This window comes from Peptoniphilus sp. HMSC062D09, assembly GCF_001811425.1.
In the GTDB taxonomy this organism is placed as follows: Bacteria; Bacillota; Clostridia; order Tissierellales; family Peptoniphilaceae; genus Peptoniphilus_A.
The window spans coordinates 1-5,187 of the sequence record NZ_KV804730.1; the positions used below are offsets into that span (position 1 = coordinate 1).

Here is a 5,187-nt window from a genome sequence, read left to right on the forward strand (position 1 = left end):
CCGGAGGTTCAAATCCTTCTCCCGCTACCAAATTAAATGAGGCCCTGTGGTCAAGCGGTTAAGACACCACCCTTTCACGGTGGTATCCCGAGTTCGATTCTCGGCAGGGTCACCAGAATGGACGCATAGCTCAGTTGGGAGAGCATCTGCCTTACAAGCAGGGGGTCATAGGTTCGAGCCCTATTGTGTCCACCAAAAATGGCCTGGTAGTTCAGTTGGTTAGAATGCCAGCCTGTCACGCTGGAGGTCGTCGGTTCGAGCCCGATCCAGGTCGTCAAATAAATTTTCATAGCAAAATTTTATAAAGTATGCTATGATTAATAAGTGAGATGCTGGTGTAGGTTAAGTGAGAGTCAAAATCTTTGATTTTGTTCACTCGAACTTATGCAAAACCGGCCAAATCTCTGATTTGCTAAAGGTTTTGCCATTGAGCTTCCCAAGAAACCGAGCGAAAGCGAAGGTTGATTGGTGTAAAAAATAATAAGAACTAATAAACTAAAGAGTTTATTAATTAAAAAACTAATTAAGCTGGTGTAGCTCAATTGGTAGAGCAACTGACTTGTAATCAGTAGGTTAGGGGTTCAAGTCCTCCCACCAGCTCCAATAAATCTATGGGATTTTACATGGAGGAGTTCCCGAGTTGGCCAAAGGGGACGGACTGTAAATCCGTTAGCTTAGCTTTCAGTGGTTCAAATCCACTCTCCTCCACCAAAAAACTTTATAAAAATTTACTTATGCGGATGTGGCTCAGTGGTAGAGCATCGCCTTGCCAAGGCGATGGTCGCGAGTTCGAATCTCGTCATCCGCTCCATTTTTTTATGTATCCTTAGCTCAGCTGGATAGAGCGTCTGGCTACGGACCAGAAGGCCGGGGGTTCGAATCCTCTAGGATACGCCACAAAAACTTGTAATTTTATATTACAAGCTTTTTTGTTTTATGCAGGAGTGCTGGAATAGGCAGACAGGCATGTTTGAGGGGCATGTGCGAGAAATCGCGTGAGGGTTCAAGTCCCTCTTTCTGCACCAGATGAACTACTTAACTTTTGTTAGGTAGTTTTTTTTATGCAAATTTTTAGAAATGACTTGCTAATAATTTTTTTTATTGAGAAAAATTTTTTAATAAATTTCTTTTGTGGACACAAAAATATTAGTGAGATAGGGACATCTGTGTTATACTAAAATAAGCAAAATAAAGGAGGATTTTTATGGAGCAAAATGTCTATTTAGATAAGGAGCGCCTGGAAAATTCCAAATCTACTACAAAGGCTTTGGGAGAGTCTCTGGAGATTGATTCTCTTAAGGAAAAAGTTGTTGAACTTAATAAAAAACAAATGGAACCAGGTTTTTGGGACGACAATGAGGCTGCCCAAAAAGTTATAAATGAAACAAATTCATATCAAAGGAAGATAGATCAGTACGACCAGTTAAATGAGCTAATTACAGATGCAGAGGATCTTATTACTTTAATGGAAATCGAGGAAGATTATTCTTCTTATGCTGACTTTCAAGCTCTTGTTGATGAAATTGAAAAGGAAACTGCTGACTTTAAGCTTAATACTCTCTTAAATGGCGAGTACGATTCTAACGATGCCATTCTTTCTATTCACGCTGGTGCTGGTGGTACTGAGGCACAAGATTGGGCGAGTATGCTTCTCAGGATGTACACTAGATATGCTGAAAACAAGGGCTTCAAGGTTGAAACTCTTGACCTCTTAAAGGAAGACGAGGCTGGCATTAAGTCTGTTACTTTAAAAATTTCTGGAGAAAACGCCTATGGCTATCTAAAAGGTGAGAAGGGCGTTCACAGACTTGTAAGGATTTCTCCTTTTGATTCTAACAAAAGAAGGCACACTTCTTTTTCATCTGTTGATGTCTTCCCAGAGCTTGATGACGACAATGAAGTTGAAATAAAGGAAGAAGAGTTAAAGATTGACACATACAGGTCTTCTGGTGCTGGTGGTCAACACGTAAACACTACTGACTCTGCTGTTAGAATCACACATATTCCTACTGGTATTGTTGTTCAGTGTCAAAATGAAAGAAGTCAAATTCAAAACAGAGAAAAGGCAATGAACATGTTAAAGGCAAAACTTATTGCCCTTGCTGAAGAAGAAAAGAAGGAAAAAATCGAAGATCTCCAAGGTAATTATTCACAAATTGCATGGGGTTCACAAATTAGGTCCTATGTTTTCCAACCTTATACAATGGTCAAGGATCACAGAACTAATGTAGATGTTGGTGATGTGGAAAGAGTAATGGACGGAGATTTAGATACTTTTATTAACGCCTATTTGCAAGAAAAGGCGACTGCAGAAAGCTGAGGTTGATATGGCAAAGGATGTAATTATTGCCCTTGATTTTCCAAGTGGCGAAGTAGCTCTTGATTTTTTAAAAAATTTTAAGGACGAAAAAGTTTATGTAAAAGTTGGAATGGAGCTTTTTTATAAGGAAGGTCCAAGTATTATTAATGAGATAAAAAAACTTGGACACAAAATATTTTTGGATTTGAAAATTCACGACATTCCAAATACTTGTAAGGGTGCGACAAATTCTCTAATTTCACTTGATGTTGACATGATAAACTACCACATAGCTGGCGGCAAAAAAATGTTAAGTGAAGCTAGTGAGATTGTAAATAAGGAAAAGCCTGAGATGATTACTCTTGGCGTAACTATGCTTACTTCAACTGACGAAGATGTTATGCACCATGAGCTTAAAATTGACGAGAGAAAATCTCTTGATGATGTTGTTCTTGATTATGCAAGACTTGCCAAAGATGCAAACTTATCTGGCATAGTTTGCTCTGCCCTTGAAGTGCCAAAGATTAAAGAAAACTTAGGAGATGACTTTATCACAGTTACTCCTGGCATTAGAAAAGTTAAGGGTACTGACGACCAAAAGAGAGTTGTAACTCCAAGTGAGGCAAGAGAATTAGGGTCTGACTATATAGTTGTTGGAAGACCTATCACAAAGGCAGAAGATCCACTAAAGGAATACAAGGAAATTAAAAGAGACTTTTTAGGAGGAGAATAATGCGAGAAATTGCGAAAATTTTATTAAAACTAAAGGCTGTAACACTTTCACCGGAAGAACCTTACACTTGGGCATCTGGCATAAAGTCTCCTATTTACTGTGACAACAGACTTACACTTTCTTACCCAGAGGACAGAAAAGTTGTAGAAGAGAGTCTTGTAAATTTAATTAAAGGAAAATTCCCTAATGTAGAATATATTATGGGTACAGCAACTGCTGGCATTCCTCATGCTGCTATTATTGCTGACAAAATGAATTTACCTATGGGCTTTGTGAGATCTTCAAACAAGGACCATGGCAAGCAAAATAAAATCGAAGGGGCAAAAATTCCTGGCGCCAAGGTTGTTGTAATTGAAGACTTATTTTCAACTGGCGGCTCCTCTATTGAAGCTGCAAAGGCCCTTACTGATGTGGGCTATGAAGTTCTTGGCATAGTAAGTATTTTCACCTACAATATGAAATCAGCTGCTGAAAATTTTGAGGCTTCTGGCTACAAACACGAATCACTTACAAATTTTGACGAACTAATTGATGTTGCTCACGAAATGGACTACATCAAGGAAAGTGAAATTGAAAAGTTAAAATTATTTAGGGAAAATCCAAAGGATTCCTCTTGGATGAATGTTTAATTTACTTTTTGGGTAAAGAAAAAGTGAAATTCAAACTTAGGGGGAAAATAGTTGAATTATTATAAAACTTTAAGAAGGATCTTGCCTTATGCCAATCAAGTTTTTAAAAATAAGGATAGGTTAAATAAAGTTATTGAGGAGTCTATGTCACAAACTAATAAACTTGATATGTTTAAAAAGATTTCTCGGGAACTTAAACTTGCCCTTGGGCTTGTCATGGACTATTCAAAGGGAAACTATAGAGATGTAAAGAAAAAAGATATTATCTTAATTGTGGCAGGATTTTTGTATCTATATAAATCCAGCTGACATTGTTCCAGATTTTATTTTATTTTTTGGCTTTTTCGACGATTTAAGTGTTTTAACTTACATCATTAAGAAATTGAACAAGGAATTGGAAAAATATGATAAGTGGAAAAATTCTAGGTACTGATTTTTTCAAGAGAGACACAGTTGAAGTAGCAAAAAATTTATTAGGAAAGAAAATTATCAGAAATATTTCTGGTAATTTTTTCTGTGCAAAAATAGTTGAAACTGAAGCCTATCTCGGTTTAAATGACAGAGCTTGTCACTCCTACGGCGGAAATATTACAAAGAGAAATGAGATTTTATATAGAGAGGGCGGCACAATTTATGTCTATCTTATTTATGGAATGTATAATCTCTTTAATATTGTGACAAGGGATGAGGGCGAGCCAGAGGCTGTCCTAATTCGTGCAGTAGAGCCTATTGAAAATATAGATGGAATAGCGATAAATAGATTTGGGAAAAATTTTAAAAATTTATCTACTTATCAAAAGAAAAATCTAACTAATGGACCAGGAAAACTAGCTATGGCTCTTAGCATTGATAGAAGTTTAAATGGTAAAATTCTCTCAAAAGATTATTTATTTATAGAAGATGGAGAAGAAGTTAAAAATATAATTACTGCGAAAAGAATTGGAATAGATTATGCAGAAGAGTATGCAAATCTTCCTCTAAGATTTTACATAGGGGATAATCCTTATGTGTCGGTAAAATAAGGTAGATTTTTGTTAGGTTATCACTTATAATAAGTTAACATAAAGGTGATGTAATGATTAGCATAAAAAACTTGTCTTTTAAATATGATTATGAAGACGAAAATGCAATACAAATTTTAAAAGATATAGATTTAGAAATAAATGAAGGCGAGTTTGTCGCCCTCCTTGGACATAATGGTTCAGGAAAGTCAACTCTTGCTAAATTAATTAATGGACTCTTAATTCCTGGCCAAGGTGATGTTCTTGTTGACGGCATGAACACGAAGAATGAAGAAGAGATTTGGGATATTAGGAGAACGGCGGGAATGGTTTTTCAAAATCCTGACAACCAATTAGTTGCCACAATTGTCGAAGATGAAGTGGCCTTTGGTCCAGAAAATCTTGGCATTGAGCCAAGTGAAATAAGAAGAAGAGTTGATAAGGCTCTAGAAGATGTGGGAATGACAGATTACAAAAAGAATGCTCCCCATCTTTTATCTGGTGGACAAAAGCAAAGAGTTGCCA

The 5,187-nt window shown here is 36.6% G+C and carries 7 protein-coding genes and 8 tRNA genes; all 15 read left to right on the top strand.

Annotated elements, in window-relative coordinates:
• Positions 1-40: 40 nt before the first annotated feature.
• Positions 41-115, top strand: a tRNA-Glu gene (locus HMPREF2801_RS06215).
• A 4-nt stretch (positions 116-119) separates the two neighbouring features.
• Positions 120-195, top strand: a tRNA-Val gene (locus tag HMPREF2801_RS06220).
• Between the two features lie 5 nt (positions 196-200).
• A tRNA-Asp gene (locus HMPREF2801_RS06225) sits at positions 201-274 on the top strand.
• Between the two features lie 253 nt (positions 275-527).
• Positions 528-603 (top strand) — tRNA-Thr (locus HMPREF2801_RS06230).
• Positions 604-625: 22 nt separating this feature from the next.
• A tRNA-Tyr gene (locus HMPREF2801_RS06235) sits at positions 626-711 on the top strand.
• 25 nt (positions 712-736) lie between these two features.
• Positions 737-811: transfer RNA gene (locus HMPREF2801_RS06240), tRNA-Gly, on the top strand.
• Positions 812-820: 9 nt separating this feature from the next.
• A tRNA-Arg gene (locus HMPREF2801_RS06245) sits at positions 821-897 on the top strand.
• Between the two features lie 41 nt (positions 898-938).
• Positions 939-1,025, top strand: a tRNA-Leu gene (locus tag HMPREF2801_RS06250).
• Positions 1,026-1,204: 179 nt separating this feature from the next.
• Positions 1,205-2,320 carry a peptide chain release factor 2 gene (gene prfB / locus HMPREF2801_RS06255; protein WP_070611217.1) on the top strand — a complete coding sequence of 372 codons (1,116 nt, stop codon included), beginning with the start codon at positions 1,205-1,207 and terminating at the stop codon, positions 2,318-2,320.
• A 7-nt stretch (positions 2,321-2,327) separates the two neighbouring features.
• Positions 2,328-3,032: an orotidine-5'-phosphate decarboxylase gene (gene pyrF / locus HMPREF2801_RS06260; RefSeq protein WP_070611218.1), complete on the top strand. Its 705-nt coding sequence runs from the start codon at positions 2,328-2,330 to the stop codon at positions 3,030-3,032.
• Positions 3,032-3,661, top strand: coding sequence for an orotate phosphoribosyltransferase (gene pyrE, locus HMPREF2801_RS06265; RefSeq protein ID WP_070611219.1), 630 nt, complete (start codon positions 3,032-3,034; stop codon positions 3,659-3,661). Before pyrF ends, pyrE begins: the two co-directional genes overlap by 1 nt.
• 51 nt (positions 3,662-3,712) lie before the next feature.
• Positions 3,713-3,970, top strand: a complete 258-nt coding sequence (locus tag HMPREF2801_RS06270; RefSeq protein ID WP_246829987.1) for a hypothetical protein — start codon at positions 3,713-3,715, stop codon at positions 3,968-3,970.
• Complete coding sequence (locus HMPREF2801_RS09490) at positions 3,933-4,094, top strand: YkvA family protein (RefSeq protein WP_246829988.1); 162 nt, start codon at positions 3,933-3,935, stop codon at positions 4,092-4,094. Before HMPREF2801_RS06270 ends, HMPREF2801_RS09490 begins: the two co-directional genes overlap by 38 nt.
• Positions 4,066-4,683, top strand: a complete 618-nt coding sequence (locus HMPREF2801_RS06275; RefSeq protein WP_083303719.1) for a DNA-3-methyladenine glycosylase — start codon at positions 4,066-4,068, stop codon at positions 4,681-4,683. Before HMPREF2801_RS09490 ends, HMPREF2801_RS06275 begins: the two co-directional genes overlap by 29 nt.
• A gap of 53 nt (positions 4,684-4,736) precedes the next feature.
• Positions 4,737-5,187: ATP-binding cassette domain-containing protein (locus HMPREF2801_RS06280; protein ID WP_148130084.1), on the top strand; the 451-nt coding region annotated here is incomplete at its 3' end.